We start from the raw sequence: 1,990 nt of genomic DNA, 5'->3' as shown, positions 1-1,990 counted from the left end.
CAATTAATATTTATTAATTTAGAAATATAAAATGAATAAAAGATTTTGATTAAAGTATTTTTTGAAATAAAAATGCCCTTGCTTTAACCGATCAAGCAAGGGCTCTAAAATATATTATAAAAAGGGGTTTATTAGGGAATATATTTTATTTGGGGAGTAATCAGTTATTGGGGAAATAACTGTACATTTATAATAACAAAATTCGACAAATTTTGCAACTGTATTTTGAAAAATATTTAAAAAATTTAATTTCAATTTTGAACATATTAATTAATTTAAGCTAGATTTTATTCTAACAATGAAAGTTTAAATAAAGAATTATATGATATAAAAAAGAAATGGTTAAAAAGTAATTAATTTATATCATTAGAAGGTCTTAAATCTTATAAAGGCCTTTTTTTATTATAAGGAAAATAGTTTAAATTTATAGGTAATATACATTTACTATTTTATGACTTAATATTACAATTTTGTACTTTGATTTATTTAAATAGACAATGTATAATTAATTTAATAAAGAAGGAGGTATATATGAGTTATTATGATAGTAGTGAAAATAGGATAAGACGTAAAAAGGTTAGTTCTAACAATTCACATAAGAGCCCATTACCAGAAAATGTAGAAAAAAAAGAAAAAACACAATATCTAAAAAGAAGTACACAAGAGGTAAAAAATAAAGAAGAAAAAAATAATGATAATGAAATAAAAAAAGAAATATATTATAGAAAAAGAGATAAAAAAAGAAAAAAGAGAAATATACTTATAAAAAAAGTTTTGACTTTTATTTTAATTTTAACTTTTGTAGGAAGTATATTTGCTACAGGCATTGTAGCATTATTTGTTGCAGGTACTCCTAAAATAACTAAAGATTTAGTTTATAGTAACTATATAAGTAAAAATGTAGTAGATATAAATGAAATACCAGAAAACTTAAAAAATGCCATTGTTGCTACAGAAGATAGAAGATTTTATGAACATAACGGAGTAGATATTAAATCTTTAGTCAGATCTGTAGTTAATAATATTTTCACTGATACTACACAAGGTGGTAGTACAATAGATATGCAAGTATCAAAAAATCTATTAACTAATGATACTAAGTCAGTAAAGAGAAAAATTAGAGATATTAATAATGCTATTCAAATGAATAAGGTTATGACAAAGGATGAAATACTGGGTGCTTATTTAAATAATATTTATTTTGGTAAAGCAAGCTATGGTGTATCTGATGCTGCCAAAACTTATTTTAATAAAGATGTTAGAGACTTAAATTTAGCTCAGTGTGCTATGTTAGCTGGAATAACTAATAACCCTGCTAGATATATGCAACACGATGAGGCAAAAAGAAGACAAAAAGTTGTGCTTAAACATATGTATGACTTGGGGTATATAGATTATGATCAATATATGGAAGCACTAAATGATCCAACACCTTTTAAATCAGAAATAGCCTAAATAAAATATAAATAAGCTAGTCTTATTGATATTTTATTATGTATAGAAAATTTTTACTTTTATACTTGATATTTAATTATTTAATATTATAATAAAGTATAATAAAATACTTATGAAGCTTGAATAAGTAAAAAATTATAGAGGTGTAAAAATGTTTAAATTTACTTTTGATGAGAAAGAATATATACTAAATGATAATAATTTTGATGAATTAATTAACGATGAAGAAAAACCAGTATTTAATATAAATAAGGATATTATATTAGAATTATTAAATAATTCTTCAGAAAATATAGTTTTTGATGAAGAGTATTATATGGAAGCTTGCCCAAAATGTTTAGCTGGTGTAAAAGAAAAAGAAAAATTTTTCCCGTTCTTAGAATATCATTTTTATATTTATACAAAATGTGGAAAATATGTAATCAGTACTATAGATAAAGATTACAAAGGAAAATCATTTAATAAGCTATACAGAGCTAATTTAGTAGATGATAGTTATATTGTAAGTATAATAGTATGTAAACACTGTGAAGAT

At 22.6% G+C, this 1,990-nt stretch carries 2 protein-coding genes; both read left to right on the top strand.

The genetic code is table 11. The features are described 5' to 3' along the window. Positions 1-531 precede the first annotated feature (531 nt). Positions 532-1,455, top strand: coding sequence for a transglycosylase domain-containing protein (locus J7G74_RS16100; RefSeq protein WP_297137241.1), 924 nt, complete (start codon positions 532-534; stop codon positions 1,453-1,455). A gap of 151 nt (positions 1,456-1,606) precedes the next feature. Further along, positions 1,607-1,990: DUF3785 family protein (locus J7G74_RS16095; protein WP_297137237.1), on the top strand; the 384-nt coding region annotated here is incomplete at its 3' end.

The sequence above is a fragment of the Terrisporobacter sp. genome, assembly GCF_017888745.1.
Lineage (GTDB): Bacteria > Bacillota > Clostridia > Peptostreptococcales > Peptostreptococcaceae > Terrisporobacter.
Note: the sequence above shows the minus strand (reverse complement) of the source record. Positions and strands in the feature narration are given on the sequence as shown.

What these genes read in the sequence shown, in the direction of transcription:
- J7G74_RS16100 (WP_297137241.1), top strand. Translation starts at nt 532, where the DNA reads ATGAGTTATTATGATAGTAGTGAAAATAGGATAAGACGTAAAAAGGTT.